Here is an 18,715-nt window from a genome sequence, read left to right on the forward strand (position 1 = left end):
CCGGTGCGATGAATTTCGTAATTAGGCTTTAGAAATAGTATGAGTACATTAGTCGCGATTTCATTAACAACAGGTATTTTGTCAGGTCTATGGGGATGGATAGCTATCTCTTTCGGCTTGCTGTCATGGGCCGGTTTCTTAGGTTGCACCAGTTATTTTGCTTCGCCAACAGGCGGCGTTAAAGGACTAGCAGGTAGCTTATTGACCAACATGACTGGCGTATTCTGGGCAATGGTGATTATCGAAAGCTCGACCTTCGCAGGGTTAGAGATTTTAGGCTATATGATTACCGCTATTGTCGCTTTCTTTATGTGTATTCAAGCCAAACAAGCGTGGCTAGGTTATATCCCAGGGACCTTTATTGGTTGCTGCGCGACGTTTGCAGCAGGCGGCGATTGGCAACTTGTCGTGCCATCTTTACTGCTTGGTGGTGTCTTTGGATACTTGATGAAAGCAACGGGGCTTTGGCTTCACGAAAAATCGACTCAATCTTCGGAAGCGGTTGAACCACACGCTAAGCAAGCGAAGGCTTAATTCGTTAACCTAGCCTTAATTCGTTAACCTAACCTTAGTTTAGTCACTGTGAACTCTTGCAAGATAACCCCCAATTAATTTGTATATCGATTTATACAGGCACACCACTTGGTGTGCCTTTTTTGGTTTCTTAATCAATTCAAGAAATTATCAACAGAAGAACTAATAGCACTTATCAGATAAGCAAGAAGCTAGGTATTTCCGTTTGCCATGGTGATCACGCGTTTCAAAGTCCATCTCAACAACAATGGAATACAGTCTTGTCCTTGATTCTCACAATGAGACACGATCGCTAAAGCCAGGTCTGGTTTTGCGTGTTTCTTTAGAACTTTCGCCACAACTTTCTTCGCTGGAATAGGGTGATCATAAGGAATCTTAACCATGTCTCTGAAAAAGTTCTCAAACCCATTCATGTACAAGTAGTGCTCTATGTCTCTATCAGGCAGTTCTGTGAGGCGATGTCGTTCTTGATCATTACCGAGTTTAGATAGCACAGTCGCCGCATACTTCTTACCAGCAGCGTCTCCGTCAGTCACCACGTGCCAATCGATGCCAAACTCTTGCGCTACTTTAATGAGCGCTTTAAGACCAGACTGCGCGAACTCAATAATTTGAACGCCTTCCGCAGCAAGGTTATACCCACATTGGTTGGCTAACTCGTTAAACAACCAGACTTCGGTTTCACCTTCTACCAACAACCAGCAGCGAGCGTACAGAGCGCCGGACCGGTGAAAACGAATATGAAAACCAATTCGACGAAGTTCATCTTTGCTGAAGTGGTTCACATTGAGCTGGTTGGCTATGGTTTTATCTGACTGACGTACCAAACGACGAATCGATTGAAGCGGCACAGCAGCAAGTAGATCGCCACTGTTGGTGGTCAGGATTTTTTGCATGGGCAGCTTTTGCATCAAGCTCCAAGCCCTTGCCAAGTGCGTTGGGTGCAATCGACCTTCTGGATCTTCAAGGATCAAAAGAGGGCGAGCACATCTTCTTAAGTCATTTGGCCCTTTTGCTTGCAAATAGGCATTAAGTAACCCCATGAATAATAAGCGAGTTTGTTTGTTTTTGGTCTCTTCGACCAATTGATGAATGCTCTTGTCGTTCGCACCTGCTGAGTAAAGTAACCCATCACGCGGTTTTCTCGGATTTTTACGTGAGACACTCTTAAATGAGAAGTAGTGTTCTATTAAGCTTTGCATCGACTCAAGACTACTGCGCATTTCACCTTTATTAACATGTCCGGGTATCGCCATAAGGCGACGGCAGGTGTTGTCGATGCGTTTTTCTATCCTTGCCTGACGCCCATTTCCGTTTCCATTGCTGCCATTACCATTGGTTGTTTGACTCTGGCCGTTACCATTTCCACTCACATTATTAGCGTGCCCGTTACTAGCATGAACGGTGTTAGTGTGAACATTACCCGGTAGATGAGCATTGTGGTTAAGTGAATTGCCGTTGAAAGGGCGATCGAAGTGCCTTGCGTCTCTCAAACGAATTACAGGGTGTAACGTCATTAATTCTTGAGCGAGCTTTTCTGAGTGATGAAGCTTGAGAGGGTTTCCGTCCAACCCCAAAAATGCATAGTGTGTGGTCGTTTCATATTGCTCTAACGTGGCACTGATTCGATAATAGATACGAAAAACACCAAACTCGTCTTGAACCCACACCGGTTTGAGTTTGCGATAACGTCCTGCATTTAGCTCACTTTTATCGTTGGCTTTTAATGCGAGAACAATTTGAAGGTGTTGAGACTGTGGATGTGAAACTGAGTAATCGACATGGAAATCGGTCATTTCGAAGTGATATGGAACTCCGTCTGAAGGGAGAACGACGGAAAGGGCATCCAATAATGAAGACTTACCCCAAGTATTTTCACCAATAAGCGTGGTTAGCTCATCAAACGCAAGAGACATGCGCTTAATACCTCGAAAGCCAGAAATCTCGATTCTTTCTAGTTGCATAGGCTTACTCCTAACGGAAGGCTCTGCTAATTGTTTGAAAGCTAACAGATATCTTTAATCATAATCGAAAAACACAAATCTGGTATGCTCACCTGTCACAAAACCCGTTGTTATTTATACGGTGCAAAATGAGATTTTCGATCTATCTCGAGTATTTTTTTGCAGTGCAGTTTCATAAAATTCACGATTCTGTCATGATTCTCGACCTAGTATGAAGGGACAAAGAGAGAAGAAAATATGACTAAAAAGAATAAGCCGACAAAAATAGTGTTGGCACACATCAACGACACCCACTCATACTTTGAACCAACCTCGTTACAGCTATCACTTAAAATGAACAACCACATCATTGAACCTTATGTCAGTACTGGTGGCTTTGCTCGAATTTCAACACGCTTCAAACAAATAGAACAAGATGCCCAGCGTCAGAAGGTTGGAACCCTGTTCCTGCATGCTGGTGACTGCTTCCAGGGGACTTTGTACTTTTCTTTATTCAAGGGAAAAGCCAACGCCGATTTGTTGAATGCCCTTAATATAGATGCCATGACGCTTGGCAATCACGAGCTAGATATGGGTAATGAGCCCGTTGCGATTTTCGCGAAAAGAATCAAATTCCCACTGTTGGCCGGTAACTGGAATCTATCGAATGAGGATATCAATAAAACTCATACCTTAGCGGACAACGAAATTGTTAAACCCTATCTGACTGTAACGCGAAGTGCCTCTTTTATAACGAAAGAGTTTGATGGCGAGAAGGTTGCAATATTCGGCTTAAGCATCGACAAAATGGCAGGCATTGCCAATCCAGATATCGATACACCATTTGAAAATGCTTTAGAAACAGCAAAAGCGACCATTGAGCAGATTCATAAAGCTGGTATCAACAAGATTGTGTTACTTAGTCATCTTGGTTACGAAGCTGATTTAGAGTTAGCAGCCAACGTAACAGGTATTGGTGTCATTGTTGGTGGTCATAGTCATCGCTTACAAGGTGATTTCTCTGATATTGGCTTAGTTAAAGATGATGATTACGGAGTGAAAGTCGATGACACCTATGTTGTGCAAGCGGGTTTCCACGCCATGAGCCTAGGACACTGCGAAATCGAGTTCGATGCTGAAGGCAAAGTGACTCACTTCAACGGTAAGAACGAACTGCTGTTAGGCCGTCGACTGTTTATAGACGCGAAATTGAGTGAAGTAGGGCAAGACGATGCCCACGACATGGCATGTGAGTTTTTAAATAATCACCCTAATATTGCAGTGTGTAAAAAAGATCCTGAGCTGCAGAGTATTCTGACGGATAAATACCAGCCGAGAGTTCGAAAGCTTCAGCAACAAGTGATTGCTCATGCAGACACAACACTGCGCCATATTCGGATCCCGGATGAGAAAGGTCCAAGTCAGCTTGCGCCCTTGGTTGCTCAATCATTTCACTACCTAATGAACAAAAAAGGGCATCAGGTTGAATTTGCGATTCACAACTCTGGTGGAGTGCGAAATTCACTCAATAGTGGTGATGTATCCGTTGCCGATATTGCCGGAAAACTACTACCGTTTGCCGTACCCATTGGTGTGTATGAAGTAAAAGGTGAAACGATCGCTGGCATGCTTGAAGGTGCAATCAATAACGCGATCGATAATGGTGTCGTGGGCACAGGTTCCGGCAGCTTTCCTTATACTCATAATCTAAGGTTCTGCTACCACAAAGAAGCGCCTATAGGGCATAGGATTCACCATTTAGAAATACACTCTGAAACATCCGGTTGGCAGCCAGTTTCTCGTGACCGAATTTACCGAGGCGCGTCGTCAGCCTACACCATGAAAGGAAAAGAGGGCTATAACGCCGTCTTAGATATGATAGGTGATGGCGTGGTGACGACCGATTCTATGGCAGACTGTTTTATCGAGTTTCTACAAGAATACCCAGAGTCTCTTAAACACAATGAACCGCTGAATTGCATGGAGTGTTTTAGATAATCAGCATCAATGATTGCACTTAACATTATTAGTTATAGCTGTTTATAAATTTGGCACTGTTTATGCTTTATTCCTGCAGGTCACACTTCTTGTGGAGATAAGCATGGATAAGAAAGATTGGTTAGATGCAGTAGCGGTGGTTGGTTGGGTATCGGTTTGGTCTGCGTTAGTGTATTTGATACCGACGGCAGGATTGTAATTTACGCAAGATTGTAATTTGCGCAGAGTTATAACTTGATCGTTTTGCAGTGTAACTACGCAGTGCCATCGTGAATTTGGTTAGCAGATTTATTCTTAGAATCAATTCGAGTGTCTATTTGATAGGGTGGCATCAATCAAAAAGGAGCATTTGCTCCTTTTTTGTATTTCTAGTGCAAATTTTAATAGACGAAACACAAATAGGGGAATATTATCCACGCGTTTGGGGAGTAGTTAGCGCAAGTTTACATGTCGTCATCTCGTTAGGCTAAGAGCCTATCCGGTATGTAAAGGTGAAATCCCATATTTCACTTCAACGAGACCAACGCAATCACAATCAAGATCCGTCGTGGAACTTGATATGTTTTGTTTGCGGAAGGTCTTTGTAAAGTTCTTCCGCCCGGAGGAATAATGAACTCAACTCAATCTCTATTATCTACAAATAGTGAATCCTTTTTATCATCGCCAATCATGACGACTTATGCGGGTTTTTTCCTGCTAACAGTGATTCTCGTCTCTATTGATATCTATCAGACTCGTGGTGGGAACGTCACAATTAAAAAAGCGGCAATCTGGAGCGTTTTTTGGTTTGTACTTGCATTTTTGTTTGCTGGTTCTATTTACTTATTCTGGGACATTTATGCGCCAAATAGTGACTACACAGCGCAAAAAGCAACCGTGTCATTCATTACGGGCTACTTGCTAGAAAAATCACTCAGTGTAGACAACCTATTTGTTTTCGCGATGATCTTTGCTCAATACCAAGTTCCTGAGCACCTAAGACCACGTGCGCTTCTATGGGGCGTAATTGGTGCACTGGTACTTCGTGCAATTATGATCGCACTAGGCGCACAGCTGTTGGCTGAATACCACTGGGTGCTTTACGTGTTTGCTGCGTTCTTGATTGGTACTGGTATTAAACTGGCGTTAGACAAGGGCGAAGAGGAAAGTGTAAATACATTACCAGAGAAGTTACTTCGTAAAGTGATGCCGGTAACAGAGGATTTTCATGGTCCTGCATTAATGGTTAAACAGGGTGCAAAATGGGCATTCACTCCAATGATGTTGGTGATCGGTGCGATTGCAGTTATGGATGTGATGTTTGCATTGGATTCTATCCCAGCTATCTTTGCTGTGACGCAAGAACCGTTCCTGGTACTTGCTGCAAACGTATTTGCGCTACTTGGTCTCCGTTCTTTGTACTTTGTACTGCAAGGCATGATGGATAAGTTCATTTATTTGAAGCCTGCACTGGCATTCATCATGGTCTTTATTGGTGTAAAAATGCTACTGGTTGATAGCGAATGGGCTATCCCGACGTATTGGTCGTTGGCGGTGCTGATTTCTACCATGACGGTTGCGGTTATAGCGTCGATTTATGCGAAGAAGCCAGACATTGAACAAGTGAATTAGAAACAAATATAACTTATCGAAAAGTTTATAATCGGTACGTGGTCGATGAAGTGGGGAATTTATTTATGTAAAATTTCTGTGACATTGGCCACTTTGATTTGAATGGTATTTGTACTAAATGCATGATTTTAACGCCATTGCGAATTTATAGTCACCATTTGTGAATATGTATTTCAGCGTGTTGTTAATGGTTTGTTTTATTAGAAAAACTAATTCGAATATCTAATTTTAGTCATTTTTTAACCTGCAAAAGATCACCTATTATTCTTGTCATCAGAACGAACCACATAAACAAATTTATAGAGAGGCAATCATGGCTCAAGCAATGCAAATGAATACTATCGCTGTTCCTAACTCTATGGATAAGAAGACCTACTCGGTTAACTTCAAAGGATTGATTGCACACATTTTCGATATTCTTTTTGTAGACAACTCTCCACGTAGTTACTACTCAAGCGACCTATCTGGTCACATGCAACGCGATATCGGTATCAACCGTTAATCTCTGCGTTAACATGTAAAAATATAGAATTTTAAGAAAACGCCAGCTTCTGAAGCTGGCGTTTTTGTATCTGCAATAAGCTGTGTATCTCAAAGAAACTAAGCATTTGAAATAAACTAAGCACCTGAAAACTCATCACCTGAAAGAAAGACTTAGGCATAACGGTCTGTATTTGAGCGCCAGTAAATTCTCTTCGTACAAGGATCACGGTATGTCACACGCCAGCCGCAACTCATCATTGATTAAACTCTGTTTACTTGCCTTACCGATCGGCTTTTACTCTTCTGTGTCGATGGCACAAACCTGGAGTAATGAAGGTCAACCTGCGCAGGTTATCGAACTGTTCACCTCTGAAGGTTGTTCAAGTTGTCCGCCTGCTGATGCCTACCTTAGTACTTTTGAAGACCACCCTAATCTTTGGACACAAGTCATTCCGCTCGCCTATCACGTCGATTACTGGGATTACCTAGGGTGGGGAGACAAGTTCGCTAGCAAGGCATTCAGTCAAAAGCAACGCTTGTACAAAGCTTATGGAGTAACAAGTGGCGTTTATACTCCGGGCTTTGTCGTCGATGGAAAAGAGTGGCGCGGTTACTTTAATTGGCTCGACAGAACCTTGCCATCGCTCCAACAACAAATTAATCCTAAATTAACAGTGAACCATAAAGGCGATACGTTCAGCGTGCATTACGAAGGCAAAGGTGATTATGTCGCTCATATTGCCTTGTTGGCGATGAACGAAGTCACCAGCGTTAAAGCGGGCGAGAACAGAGGTAAGAAACTTGAGCACGATTTTGTCGTGGTTTATGACGGCTATCGACGTAGTGAGTCTGAATGGCAATTTAATGTCGATTTTGATCCATTAGTCGCCACGCCAGATGCTGTAGCCGTGTGGTTAACCGAACCTAACTCGTATACACCGGAACAAACGGTAGCAGGGTGGCTGAATTAAACTTGCGATAACTTGATACTGGATGTGTTGTAGTGGGGGCTCATTGCTAAAACACGAGAGAAAGGGGCGATTTAGTTACGTAATACTGCTGAAATACGTTAATATAGCGCGCTATTATTTTAGCTTTGAGTTCCTGCAATTAATGACTAACACCACAACACCAACCAACTTCTCTGATCTTGGCTTAATCTCTCCTTTGATGGCTCGTCTTACCGAGCTTGAATACCAACAGCCAACGCCTATCCAAGCGCAAGTTATTCCGAGTGTGTTAGCAGAACGCGACCTAATTGCAGGCGCAAATACAGGTTCAGGTAAAACCGCAGCATTTGCACTTCCACTGTTACAGAAGATCCATGAAGATGCACCTTTAGACCGTCGTTCGGGCAAAGGTAACTATGTTTCTGGCCTTATCTTGGTTCCTACACGTGAGCTTGCTAAGCAAGTTGCCGATAGCGTTAAGTCTTACGCAGTACATTTCAACGGTGCAATTAAAACTGTTTGTGTATTCGGTGGTGTATCGGTGAACACTCAGATGCAAGCACTACGTGGCGGCACAGACATCTTGGTGGCAACACCGGGTCGTTTGCTTGATCTGATCTCAAGCAACGCTATCAAACTCGATAAAGTAAAAACGTTAGTGCTTGATGAAGCTGACCGAATGTTGAGCCTTGGTTTTACCGAAGAGCTTGACGCGATCTTGAAGCTGCTGCCAAGCAAGAAGCAAACTCTGTTGTTCTCTGCGACTTTCCCTGAGCAAGTTAAAACGTTGACTCACGAATTACTGAACGACCCAATTGAAGTCCAACTTCAAAGTGCTAATGCAAGCACGCTAGTTCAGCGAGTATTCGAAGTCGAAAAAGGCCGTAAGACAGCTTTGTTAGCGCACCTGATTCAACAACACGAATGGCGCCAAGCCCTGATTTTCGTGAATGCGAAGAACAGCTGTGAGCATTTGGCTGATAAGTTATACAAGCGCGGTATCATTGCGGAAGTATTCCACGGTGATAAAGGTCAGGGTTCACGTACTCGTATCCTAGAAGATTTTAAATCTGGCGAGATTGACGTTCTGATCGCGACAGACATCGCAGCTCGTGGTCTGGATATTGAAAAGCTTCCTGTAGTAATCAACTTTGATTTACCACGTAGCCCATCAGACTACATGCACCGTATTGGCCGAAGTGGTCGTGCGGGTGAGGTTGGTCTAGCGCTATCTTTGATCGACCACGAAGATTACCATCACTTCACAATCATTGAGAAGAAGAACAAAATCCGTCTTGAGCGTGAGCAAATTGAAGGTTTTGAAGTGGATGCAGAAGCTACGGCTGAACTTGTTGCTGCACTAAAACCCGTTGCGCCACCGGCTGGCACAGGCAAGAAGAAAAAGAAGAAAGCACCTAAAAACCAAGATGTTTGGTTGAGAAATAACTGATATTGAGTCAGTAAAAATAGAATTTCTAAAGGCGCTTAATTGCGCCTTTTTTGTTTTTAGCCCAGTTTAGCGAATCCGCGTAACGAGATTAAACGACACTCTTGACTCTAAAGAGGTCAGTAAATAATTTGCCGATCATCAAAATGATGAGCAGTGTGGTTAACATCAGTAATGGTGTTTGAATCTGATAAACCGGTGTTAGATTAAGCGCGCCAGACGTCAGTACGACCAGCAGGTTAATGCCAAGTATTCGGTGCACCATAAGTTTAGGCGTTGCGAACACTTTCCATATCACCATGCTATTAATGAAATAGAACAATGCCAATTGCCACAACTCAGTCATCATCGGCATGATAAAGATGTATTGAAGTAAAATAATGGTACCTGTGCCTATCAACCCGAAAAATGCATCTTTGATTACACTTGGTGGCATCGTCGGCAACATGGAAGAAAATACGCCTGCAATCATCGGAAAAATAAAACCACCCGGCACAGGTAGATATATCCAAACCAGTAGCGACGTTACGAACATCGAGACTCCTTGTAAGACTTTTCTCCCATCTTCATCCAGGTGTTGAACAAAGGTACGGTGCTCATGGTGCCAAGGAACGTTTTTCTTCTCACTCTTCACAAACGGCACATCATTAATCAATGACAAGTGTGGCGCCATTAACTCTAGTTTTTCCAGTTTTTCTGTGAGAATTGGCCAATCAATAGGTTGAGTAAGTTCATCCGAGGCGAGTTCAAGCAGACGCTCTTGAATATGCGCCATTTCGTTGATTCGTAAACGCCATGCGTGAATATTTTCTTTTAGGTGATAACTCCCAGCGAGCGGCAAATCCAACAGTTGATAGAGCTTTTCAATATTAGCGGTATTGGACTCTAAGGCTTCTATATAAAGGTTGTTGGTATCGCTCATTGCTGTTATCAGCGTTTCTCTGCTTGTTTCAAATCGTTGTACAAAGTTCTGCTCAGTGTTTACAGGCCAGATCAGACGATAAACAATCGAGAAGGTGATAACACCTAATAGAGTTTCTTGTATTCGAAGCACTGCAAAATAGAATGTAATTTGGTTATCGAATCCACCCATACAAGAGATGATGGAGCAAACCGCAAAGCCTATTGAAAAGACATAACCGTATTTTTCATCACTCGACATGAAGATGCATGTACCGAGAAATAAGGTGAAAAACATCAGAAATAGAAAGCGGTCCTGAGAAAACATCGCAATCAAGAAAAAGGCATAACCAGTCCCTAACAAGGTTCCCATTAATCGGTTATGGCCTTTGTTTATTGAATGGGCAAAACTCTCGTTCAATGCCATGACAGCAACCGCAATTGCCGCCCAATAAGGTTTTTCCCACTGAAACCACAAAGTAAGGCAGATAGAGATAACAATCGCGAGAGAAGCCTTAATTGCTTCTTTGGTCGATACACTGAACATAAATGCCATCCAACTATTTGATTATTTTGATTGAAGCTGTCATGCCGACACGAAGTTGCAAGTCTTCAGGCACGTTATCGAGTACTACTTTAATTGGTATACGCTGAGCGAGGCGAATCCATTGAAAGTTTGGGTTCACGTTAGGAAGAAGATCATTACCTGTGCTGCCGTCTTGTGTTGCAATACCAAAGCCAATGCTTTTGATATGGCCTTCCAATTGAATATTGTTGTGCATCATAAGAGTGACAAGCGCTTTGTCGTTAGGGCCAACATTCACCAGATCAGTTTCTTTGAAATAGCCTTCGATCCAGAAACTGTCTTGATCGATCAATGCAACTACCGGTGTATTGGCGACAACTTGAGAGCCTTCTCGTAGGTTTAAGTTCGTGATGAAGCCATTCGTTGGAGCGTAAACCTTGGTGTATTTGAGATTTAAATGTGCCTCTTCAACATTGGCCTTTGCTAGTGCAACGTTAGCTGCATTCGTCTCAACCGCGTTGTTCAGGTTATTCAAGGTCAGCACTGGCAGCGCGCCAGGCGTTCTTTTTTCTAAGTTCAACGCGCGTTGCTCTTCGTTTTTAGCTTTTGCTAAGAGCGCGCGAGCCTGTTTCTGTGTCGCGAGTGCTTTATTGTAGGCCGCTTGATAAATACTTGGGTCGATCTCAAACAGGAGATCCCCTTTAACTACCTGTGAGTTGTCTTCAATATGGACTTTAGTTACTTGCCCGGTGACTCGAGGGGTAATAGAAACTATGTATGCGCTGACCTGACCATCTCTAGTCCAGGGATTACTCGAATAAGATTGGTAATAGCTATAAACCACAGAGCTTGCGGCAACGACCAGTAGTAGCGTGATGAGATAACGTTTAATCAAGGTGAATGCCTCAGAAGATGGTAATGAATTGACCGATAACGCCGACGAAAATCACGATTAGGCTTAATTCGGCAATTGCAGGAAAAGCGACATATTTATGTAGCCCAAGTTTTGTCGCGATTGAGCCAGTCAATATCGTCAATACATAAGCTAACGCGATAACCAATAGCAAAGGAGGGAAGTAGATCTCACCCCACACGAGTTCATGTGGCATTGTGTTCATGGGTCTATCTCTATCGTTTTAAGAAGGTAACGATAAAGGAAATGCGGTGATGTTAATAATCGTATATAGAGGATCAGATCCATCAAATACAGACAGGTTTAGGTATATACTAGGAAGGATAGGCAGCAAAGGTACAAATCAGTATTCACGTTTGTTCAGTCTTTTTATCATTATTAATTCTGATGCAGTAGATATTTTTCTATCTCGTATGCATGACCAAGAAAGTAAGTACATTAAAATGAACTTTAGTATTGAACAACTTCTCGCGTTTGTGACTGTCTATGAACAGCGGTCATTTAGCAAGGCGGCGGTAAAGCTTAACAAGCACAGAACGACCGTGGGTCAGGTGATTACAAACTTGGAAGATCACCTTGCAGTGAATTTTTTTGAAAGGGTCGGGCGCTCTGTTGAACCAACGGAGGACGGGCACCTCCTTTATCACTATGCAAAACAGACGATTGAGCAAGCTCGTACTTTTGACAAAGTGGCGTTGAGCCTCTCTTATGGTGGGTTAGAGAAAATAACAATCGCGTATTCTAGTTTCGTTCCACAACGTGTTTTGGTCGATATACGAAAACGACTTAAACACGATTTCCCAATGATGCGAGTGAACTTTCTGGTTAGGAATAAGAACGAAATTAAACAAGGAATACAAAGTGGGGAATATCACTTTGGACTTGTGAATGCTCACAATAGCCGAGCGATGCATAGTTTTGATTCTACTTTCCTTGGGCATTTTGAGTTCTATCCATTCGGACAAAAAGGGGGAGAACTCTCACATATCGATAAAGACGAAGTATTAGTCGCACTTAGGAACTCTAAACAGTTCGTATTGAAGTCTCTGATTGACGAAGGTATGTCTGAAAAGATTATCGTGAGCTCTGACTATGAAGAGATCGATCAGCTTTCGTTAATGATCAAAATGCTTGAAGAGGGTTTTGGATGGGCACTTCTTCCTAAGGCTTTTTTTACCGACTCTGAGTTTTCAAAACATTCAATTGAGCCCATTCATTCTGCGCAAATGGTGGAAGGATTCAAATTTGGATTCGCTTTGTGGTGCCCGCACTCGAAGCAAGTCAGTGGTATCAAAGGCTCTTTGGTGTCTGTTATTAAAGAGTACCGCGAGCAACTTATTGATAGTTTTAAGTCGTGAAAATTTGAGATATTAAAAAGGCGCTAATTATTCATTAGCGCCTTTGAGATTTTGTTCAGCTAAGAGAAGAATTACTTCTTACGGCAGAACTCAGCGATTACGTACATTGATTGACCGCCATTTGTTTTACCAGAAACAAGCTTAGGATCGTCACCAACGCTGATGCCACGGATAACAGTACCTTGCTTAATCACTTGGTTAGTGCCTTTGATTGGCAGGTCTTTGATTACTGTTACGTCGTCACCTTTTTTAAGCTCAACGCCGTTCACATCAAGAGGCTTATCATCAGCAGACATGCCGATTTGTGCCCAAACTGATGTTTCTTCTTCAAGGTACATCATGTCTAGTGCGTCTTGAGCCCAGCTTTCAGTGTTCAGACGAGTAAGTTGACGCCATGCCGTTACTTGAACTGGTGCCTCTTGACTCCACATGCTGTCGCTTAGGCAGCGCCAGTGGTTGATATCTTTAGGCTCGTCAATCTCACCAAGGCATTTGTCACATACCATGATGCCGTGATCCACTGTTACGTGGCTGTGTGGCGGTACTGCGTACGCAGTAAGAGAAGAATCAGAACCACATAGTTCACATTTAGATTGGCAGCGTTCTAGCATAGTAGCTTCAGAAGACATAATGGACTCACATTTATTAGGTATTAATTACCGGGGCTATTATCCACTTTATTTACAATAAAGAAAGAGGTCGTACGGTATTCTGTCTTGATTAATTTTAGCCGAGATCAACCATTTGTGTTTTAACGTTTTATGCAAACGGTTAACTAGGGATAGTTGGTTGGGGGTAGAAACAAAAATGCCAGCGGTAAGGCTGGCATTTGTTTAGTTGCAACTATTCTTATTCCAAGAAAGAAGCAGTAATAGATGCTGAAGTTAACGCGTTGTCGATCAAGAAGTCTACAGCTTGTGTCTGCATGCTTACATGATGACCTGCGTCCAAAGGTGTTGGTGTAGTGGTATCTTGCGGTATTACAAACGTACTGTGTGCAGCAACATCACTGAACTTAACAAAGTCCTTCGCACCGTCAGGGGTCGTGTTACTCGAATCAACGACTGTTAGGCCAAGCTTAGTTGCTAACGGTGTCGTTCCTGCGAACGGAGCGTTTGCCACTGTGTTTGGTACTGTATTATCACCTTGTACTTGCCCCATATAAATAGGCAGAACAGGTGAGCCAGAAGCAACTAGATAAGCAGCATTTGTAAACGGATCCACAGTATCTAACACCGTTTGTGCAGCGTAAGCGAACTGTTGGAAAGCGGCTGTCATGGTTGCTTTCTGTGCTGCAGTCGCGTTTGCTTCAAACGTTGTGTAACACTGTTTACTAGAGAGGCTTCCACAGTTCGCGGTTGCGAAACCTGCGTATTCAGTTGAAGCGCTCAATGCAACGCTATGCTTAACTTGAGGGCCAAACTCTGTAGAACCCAGTAGAAGGTTAGATATCTGACCACCAGAGTTTTCTATCGCTGCTGAACTGAATGAGTAAAGCGAATTAGCTGCGACACTACCGAGAGTACGGTTAGAGGCTGCAACTGCCGTCGTTCCAACAATACCGCCTAGCGAGTGGCCTAAGAACTTCACTTGTGAGCCAGTAGCTAGGTTAAAGGCCTTTAATGGAGAAGTTGTGAGTGCCCCAGTTTTTAATGAAACAGCTAAAGATGCACGTAAGCCCATTACATCAAGTGCACTTTGACGTACGTTATCGCGAGCGACGGGTAAGTTCGCTAAGTTTAGATAAGCCAAAACGTCAGCATTTGCCGAACGAGTATCATCCAAACTACGTGTACCGTGGATCGGTAAGTCAATGGCCAATACTGCTACACCCGCTTTTGCAAGGTTGTAAGCGAACGCATAAGCGTTTTCTTTCGCGGAGGTGATGCCGTGTTGGTAGATCACAACATTAGTAGGATCAGAACCATTTGGCGTAAACAGTAAGAATTCGACGTCTTCTAATGATTTAACTTGAGGAACAGGTGAGTATTTGGTGATGACTCGCTCGCTATCAAGTGCAGAACCATCTTTAAGAGTCAGGTTTAAACCAATGAGTTTAAGCTGCTCTGTTTGACTCGTCGCTAATATACTTGCATCAATACCAGCAGCAATAAGTTGAGCGGCCATGTTCGCCTTTTCTGCACTATTACTTAGAGCATTTGAAACCTTAGCTAGGCTAGGCATAGCGGATTCAAACGGCTGAGTATTCCATTTGCTGCTGCTTGTTTCTAAGTAGTGAGGTAACTTAACCGACCCTTGACTTACATTGACATCTGCACTTGATGCATCGTACATCGCCCCAATAGCAAACTTGGCTTTAGCAATCTTAGTCGAGTCGCCGCCACCAATGTATTTATCAAAATCAGTGTCATTTGCTAATGCTGTTTTGAATGTTACTGCAGGAAGAAACGACATAGTGTAAGCGGCTTTTAGGTCAACCGAATTAGGGTTTGCACTGCCTTTCCATACACCATTTAGGTTCGCAGAAGCCAACCCAGTCGCTGTTGCTGCTTTTGTTGCGAAAAGCGAGCCGCCAACTGATTCGGTGGTAAACCACGTCGAGTAGATGATGTCTTTGGTATCAAGGCTAACCTTGCCGGCGGCATTCGCCCCTGCAAAGATTTGCTCTACACCCTGAGTTACTTTCTGAGCTTGAGCTAAGCTGCCGTCAGTATACGTTACTGAACTTGATTTCAGAGCCGCGTAGCTTGACGACATACCTACCGGGTCGCCATTAACATCGTTCAGTTCATTCGACAGTGCCAACACGTATTCGCTTGAAGCATCGAGTGAATCTTTAAATACAATAGTAAAGGCATCCGTTGCAGCGCTAGATAACACATTAAAGTGCGTACCTAGAGTCAACACGCCTGTAACCGTTGGTGGTGTTGTGGATGTGAGTGAACTGCTAAGTTTTAGAATGTAAACGCCGCCGGTCGCGACACCGTCGGCAAGACCGGTACCTTCGAAATTCATAACGATTGGCATCGAAGTAGACCAGCCATCCATTGTGTTCATTGCCGCAATTGGATTCGTTAACGAATCTTTACCACCCGTTGGTAACCCGAGAGTGCCATCCGTCGTGTCCATCAGAGCAAAGCTTGGCAGTGGAACCGCTTTGTTCGCACCACTTAGATGAAACTTAATACTCGTTGTGCGAGCCAGTGAATCTTGAATGTACTGCTCATATTTAACGGCAGTTGAGGCACCTGAACTCGAAGAGTCATCACCACAACCGGCAAGAAATATCGCCGAAGCAAGCAGCGAAACACTAAATAACTTTTTCATGTTTGAATTCCGTTTAGTTAAAGGTGTAGTTCAATTGAATTGCAGATAGGTAAGCGACTGCATCACCTGAAAACTCAAGCTTTTGACCCAGTTCGTTAGTTTCCGTGAAATCACCATCTTTACTTTGTACAAGTGCAAAACCAGCATCAATAGAAAGATCTGGGCTGTATTGGTAAGTCAAGCCAGTGCTGTACCAGTAACGATCGCTATCTGGGATACTTAACGTTGCTTGACCAGCTTGCTCGTCATAGGCAAGACCCGCCCTTAGTGTCCACTCTTGATTCAACTGATAAGTCGCACCCAACGAGTAGCGGTTGTTATCCTCGTAGTGTTCTGTCTTTTTAAAACACACACCATCTTTACAATCTGGACTGGTGGCTTTAAGTTCTTTAAAACTGCTCCAACCCGTTTGTTGCCAACCGTAGTGGATAGCCCACTGTTCGGTCAGTTGGTGGAAAGCCGATATTTCAATAATTGAAGGTAAGGTAATTTTTAAGCGGCCAGTCGTTGCAGTTGCGCTACCTTGTACGATTCCACCGGTGTAATCTTTGAAATCACCATCGTCAAAATCAAGGTCAACTTCCGAACGATAAGCGATAGAAAATCGATTGTTTTCATTCAATTCATATAAGCCACCCACATTCCAACCAAATGCGAATGTTTCACCAGTCATACTGATTAACTTCGTCGACGAAGGATCTCCAGTAACATTTGAAATAGCACCTTGGTGTCGGTTGAGTTCAGCTTCTGCATAAACAAGGTTTACGCCAGCACCAATGCTGAATTGGTCGTCGATTCTATACGCTACGTTTGGGTTTAAATTGACAGACATTAGTGATGTATCACCAGCTAGATCACCCGCGTAGATATCATCTGGGTAATCGGTAGCAACACCGTAGTTGGAAAACATACCAATGCCCCAAGCCCATTGCTCATTGATTGGGCTAATGTAGTAAGCACCAGGTACAATTTGAAGGGGAGCGACGTCTTTAGATGTCTGACTTTGTCCGCCAGAACCTGGAACATTGTTTTGAGTAATGTCTACTTCTGGATCAACGACAGAAACCGCGCCTGAAAATTGGGCTGTATCAAATAGGGTCATTGCAGCGGGGTTTCTCGCAAGTACACTCGCGTTATCGGCAACTGCACCTTCACCTGAGAATGCGCGTCCAAGGCCTGAGGCAGAGTGCTCAGCAACTTGGAAACCAGCCGCAAGTGAATTACATGCAAATAGTACAGAAAGCGAAACGAGAGAGCGTTGTATTGTTTTCATCCTTGACCCTCCTAGGGCATCAAATCTCATTCTTATTGTTGAAAACACACTGAGCATTGTTATTAGTGATGCTCCAATGTAAATGACATGTTAAATTCATGTTTCATGTAAAGTCAAAGAATGAGTTATCATTTTGTGAAGTTATAATTTTAAGGGGCGGGACTTTAACATTTATAATATGCATACAATCAATGGTTTATTCGTGGTTGGAGGTGTGACCAGAATGTTTATGCGCATTATCGGAATAAATAGTGTTCAATTGCTTAAATATGTAACAACTTCGTTTGTGTTTACCGTTAATCGCTAAATCGGCATAATACGGTTTCATTTACGATGGCATTAAATTGGAATTTAAGTTTGGAATTACTCGCGATAGAGTTTCTTGGAAAACCGCTTCGTTTAGAAGGTTCAATGGCTGGTTGGCAACAGCTGTTCTGGGATAATACACTTGTGTCTCAACTGGATGCGACCTCAGAGCAAGATAATGCTCGAACTCACTCATTCATGTTGCAATCTGGCGAAGATACGTTGCAGTGTCACGTCAAAGCGTCAGTTCAATGGCAGCCATTTGAGATGTACTACAAAGCCTCCGTCAATGGTCAAACGATTGCCGAAGGTAACCGCGACACTAAAGACATCGAGCAACAAACTCCCGTTGTAGCACCTAAACCTGAGAAGCGTTTTAGCTTAATTGGATTAGTGTCGCTTGGTATGAAAGCATTAAAAAGTGCCAAGCTAATCAAAGTCGTACTTGCCTCAGCGAGCTTGGCTGCGTATTCATGGCTGTTTTCAATTCAATTTGCTTTAGCTCTAATCGCTTGCCTTATGTTCCATGAATACGGCCATATTAGAGCGATGAAATACTTTGGCATGAAGACCAAAGGCATCTATTTGATACCGTTCCTTGGTGGTTTAGCGTTATCCGATGAGAAGATCAATACGCGCTGGCAAGACGTAGTTATCTCAATCATGGGGCCATTGTTCGGATTGATATTGTCTTTGGTGTTTACCGTGTTGTACTTGATCACTGGCGAGATGTTCTTTGCTGGGCTTGCAGTATTCAACGCGCTATTGAACTTGTTTAATCTATTGCCAATTTTGCCTCTCGATGGCGGACATGTACTGAAAAGTATCAGTTTCTCAATGAACAGCGTGCTTGGTATTGTATTGTGTATCGCAGCCGCTGTTGCTGGTGTGGTACTGAGTTATCAGTTGAATCTGACCTTGTTTGGTTTCTTATTGTTTATGGGTAGTGTGGAAATACTGTTCGAATGGAAAGGGCGTCACCACAGTCACTTGTTACCATTAGACAAATACGGTCAAGTCGTGTCGTTTGTTTGGTATGTGGGTTTAGTGAGTAGTTTGATTGGTGTTATCTGGTATTTTGCATCTACTGGTGATCAACTATTAAGCCTACCATTGCAAATTCTTGGTACTTAACAAGAACCAAAACAAAAAAGTGCCCTAGCCAATATGGATAGGGCATTTTTG

The 18,715-nt window shown here is 43.1% G+C and carries 15 protein-coding genes; 8 read left to right on the plus strand and 7 right to left on the minus strand.

The features are described 5' to 3' along the window. Positions 1–39: 39 nt before the first annotated feature. Entirely contained in the window at positions 40–534 is a 495-nt protein-coding gene (locus AB4513_RS17640; protein WP_009845305.1) for a DUF1097 domain-containing protein, read from the plus strand. A gap of 191 nt (positions 535–725) precedes the next feature. On the opposite strand, the gene AB4513_RS17645 is transcribed toward AB4513_RS17640, so the two are convergent. After that, positions 726–2,498 (minus strand): ATP-dependent endonuclease, encoded by a 1,773-nt coding sequence (locus AB4513_RS17645; protein ID WP_009845306.1) that lies wholly within the window; start codon positions 2,496–2,498, stop codon positions 726–728. Positions 2,499–2,735: 237 nt separating this feature from the next. Between AB4513_RS17645 and AB4513_RS17650 the strand changes: the two genes are divergently transcribed. The 5 genes from AB4513_RS17650 (at position 2,736) to AB4513_RS17670 (ending at position 8,969) form a co-directional block, all read left to right on the plus strand. Then, entirely contained in the window at positions 2,736–4,475 is a 1,740-nt protein-coding gene (locus AB4513_RS17650) for a bifunctional UDP-sugar hydrolase/5'-nucleotidase (protein ID WP_009845307.1), read from the plus strand. Between the two features lie 609 nt (positions 4,476–5,084). Then, positions 5,085–6,086: a TerC/Alx family metal homeostasis membrane protein gene (locus AB4513_RS17655; protein ID WP_009845309.1), complete on the plus strand. Its 1,002-nt coding sequence runs from the start codon at positions 5,085–5,087 to the stop codon at positions 6,084–6,086. A gap of 313 nt (positions 6,087–6,399) precedes the next feature. Further along, positions 6,400–6,588, plus strand: a complete 189-nt coding sequence (locus AB4513_RS17660; protein ID WP_009845310.1) for a hypothetical protein — start codon at positions 6,400–6,402, stop codon at positions 6,586–6,588. Positions 6,589–6,799: 211 nt separating this feature from the next. Further along, complete coding sequence (locus AB4513_RS17665) at positions 6,800–7,540, plus strand: DUF1223 domain-containing protein (RefSeq protein WP_009845311.1); 741 nt, start codon at positions 6,800–6,802, stop codon at positions 7,538–7,540. Between the two features lie 142 nt (positions 7,541–7,682). After that, positions 7,683–8,969 carry a DEAD/DEAH box helicase gene (locus AB4513_RS17670; protein WP_009845312.1) on the plus strand — a complete coding sequence of 429 codons (1,287 nt, stop codon included), beginning with the start codon at positions 7,683–7,685 and terminating at the stop codon, positions 8,967–8,969. Positions 8,970–9,057: 88 nt separating this feature from the next. Here AB4513_RS17670 and AB4513_RS17675 read toward each other — a convergent pair whose 3' ends face one another. Genes AB4513_RS17675 through AB4513_RS17685 form a run of 3 tightly spaced genes read right to left on the minus strand, consistent with a single transcriptional unit; the run spans position 9,058 to position 11,510 of the window. Then, positions 9,058–10,413, minus strand: a complete 1,356-nt coding sequence (locus AB4513_RS17675) for an FUSC family protein (protein WP_102257719.1) — start codon at positions 10,411–10,413, stop codon at positions 9,058–9,060. A 13-nt stretch (positions 10,414–10,426) separates the two neighbouring features. After that, the gene (locus tag AB4513_RS17680; protein ID WP_009845314.1) at positions 10,427–11,287 is read right to left on the minus strand and encodes an HlyD family secretion protein; all 861 of its coding nucleotides are present in this window, start codon (positions 11,285–11,287) and stop codon (positions 10,427–10,429) included. Positions 11,288–11,297: 10 nt separating this feature from the next. After that, on the minus strand, positions 11,298–11,510 hold the full coding sequence (locus AB4513_RS17685; protein WP_004730923.1) for a DUF1656 domain-containing protein: 213 nt from the start codon (positions 11,508–11,510) through the stop codon (positions 11,298–11,300). 238 nt (positions 11,511–11,748) lie between these two features. Between AB4513_RS17685 and AB4513_RS17690 the strand changes: the two genes are divergently transcribed. Further along, entirely contained in the window at positions 11,749–12,663 is a 915-nt protein-coding gene (locus AB4513_RS17690; RefSeq protein ID WP_102257728.1) for a LysR family transcriptional regulator, read from the plus strand. Between the two features lie 71 nt (positions 12,664–12,734). Here AB4513_RS17690 and AB4513_RS17695 read toward each other — a convergent pair whose 3' ends face one another. The 3 genes from AB4513_RS17695 to AB4513_RS17705 form a co-directional block, all read right to left on the minus strand. Beyond that, positions 12,735–13,292: a PhnA domain-containing protein gene (locus AB4513_RS17695; protein ID WP_009845316.1), complete on the minus strand. Its 558-nt coding sequence runs from the start codon at positions 13,290–13,292 to the stop codon at positions 12,735–12,737. A 220-nt stretch (positions 13,293–13,512) separates the two neighbouring features. Then, positions 13,513–15,951 (minus strand): VolA/Pla-1 family phospholipase, encoded by a 2,439-nt coding sequence (locus AB4513_RS17700; RefSeq protein ID WP_102257720.1) that lies wholly within the window; start codon positions 15,949–15,951, stop codon positions 13,513–13,515. A gap of 13 nt (positions 15,952–15,964) precedes the next feature. Next, positions 15,965–17,224, minus strand: a complete 1,260-nt coding sequence (locus AB4513_RS17705) for an outer membrane protein transport protein (protein WP_009845318.1) — start codon at positions 17,222–17,224, stop codon at positions 15,965–15,967. Positions 17,225–17,581: 357 nt separating this feature from the next. Between AB4513_RS17705 and AB4513_RS17710 the strand changes: the two genes are divergently transcribed. Next, the gene (locus AB4513_RS17710) at positions 17,582–18,664 is read left to right on the plus strand and encodes a site-2 protease family protein (RefSeq protein ID WP_102257721.1); all 1,083 of its coding nucleotides are present in this window, start codon (positions 17,582–17,584) and stop codon (positions 18,662–18,664) included. Positions 18,665–18,715: the final 51 nt, after the last annotated feature.

The sequence above is a fragment of the Vibrio sp. 10N.222.54.E6 genome (genome assembly GCF_041473955.1).
In the GTDB taxonomy this organism is placed as follows: Bacteria; Pseudomonadota; Gammaproteobacteria; order Enterobacterales; family Vibrionaceae; genus Vibrio; species Vibrio tasmaniensis_A.